This window comes from Ruegeria lacuscaerulensis, assembly GCF_013031245.1.
In the GTDB taxonomy this organism is placed as follows: domain Bacteria; phylum Pseudomonadota; class Alphaproteobacteria; order Rhodobacterales; family Rhodobacteraceae; genus Ruegeria; species Ruegeria lacuscaerulensis_C.
Genome location: NZ_WPZL01000097.1, coordinates 1 through 1,347, shown reverse-complemented (window position 1 = coordinate 1,347; position 1,347 = coordinate 1). Strand labels below are relative to the sequence as shown.

Annotated in this window: 1 protein-coding gene; it reads left to right on the top strand. The window is 54.1% G+C overall.

Annotated elements, in window-relative coordinates; all coding sequences use genetic code 11:
• The first annotated feature begins 86 nt into the window (after positions 1–86).
• Positions 87–1,112: an IS110 family RNA-guided transposase gene (locus tag GOX66_RS25465; protein WP_170766708.1), complete on the top strand. Its 1,026-nt coding sequence runs from the start codon at positions 87–89 to the stop codon at positions 1,110–1,112.
• Positions 1,113–1,347 lie beyond the last annotated feature (235 nt).

The window sequence follows — 1,347 nt, the reverse complement described above, 5'->3', positions numbered from 1 at the left end:
TGGCGAATGGATGAGACTCTGAGTAATTGAACAGCAGCTCTCTTGGCCGGTGCATGATGGCATCGGAACAAAGACAGGAGAGAAAAATGGAACAGTGTTTTGTCGGATTGGATGTTTCGAAAGCTGAGACGTCTATTTGTTTATGCGACGAGAATGGTGGTCCGGTGTTTGCTGCGAAGAAAGTCACCGATCCGGATGTCATTTTCCAAGTGCTGCGCAAACACCTTGGTTCCCTCAAATGCGTCGTCCTCGAAACCGGTCGAATGGTGAACTGGCTCTATACTGAGCTCTCGGATCGGGGATTGCCGATGGTTTGCATCGACGCCCGTCAGGCTCATGCCGTTCTCAGCCAGATGCACAACAAGACCGATGCCAATGATGCTGCCATGTTGGCTGAGCTCGCGCGCACGGGGTTCTATCGTAAGGTCGAGGTGAAGAGCCGGGTTGCCCAGGAACGGCGGGCGTTGCTGAAAGCTCGGGAAGTGGCATTGAAATCCCGCGTGAATGTCGAAAACACAATCCGCGGTCTTTTGGCCAGTTTCGGGCAGCGGTTGCCAAGGCATCTGCACACATACGAGGAACGGGTCCACGCGATCCTGAAAGATCGGCCAATCTTATCCAAGATCATCCTGCCTTTGCTCGACTTGCGCACAACCGCGCTGCGGCAAGCGGCAGCTCTGAGTAAAGAAATGGCGCGCCATGCGAAAAACGATGAAGCCTGCCAACGTTTGATGACGATCCCTGGCGTTGGCCCGGTGAGCGCTGTGACCTTTGTGGCAACAATCGACAACCCGCATCGGTTTGTGAAATCCAGATCGGTCGGAGCCTATCTCGGGCTGACTTCCCGGCGTTACCAATCGGGGGACATCGACTATGGGGGGCGAATATCGAAACGGGGCGATCCCATGCTGCGTTCTACGCTCTATGAAGCGGCCAGCAGTTTACTGAACCGAGTAAAACCGGGCAAAGGATCTGAATTACAGAGATGGGCTCGGGCTCTCAAAGCCCGTACCAGTCACAAGAAGGCGGTTGTCGCCTTAGCCAGAAAACTTGCGGTCCTGATGCACGCCATCTGGACAAACGGATCAACCTTTCAAATGAAGGAGGCATAATCAGCGTAACAGCGGATAAACCGAACACGAGCTGCCGTACCGACCAACACGGCAGGCTGTCGACCGAACCCGTGATATCTACATGCGGCTCTTTAAACCAGACCGCGCATGAGACCTTTGGGGGTTGATGCCTTGAACGCCGAGATGGGGCTCCAACAGGATGACTTCGGAAAGAACCTTGCAGGTGGTCGATACTGGAATAAAGTCACCGAGAGCTGCTGTTCAATTAAAGAAC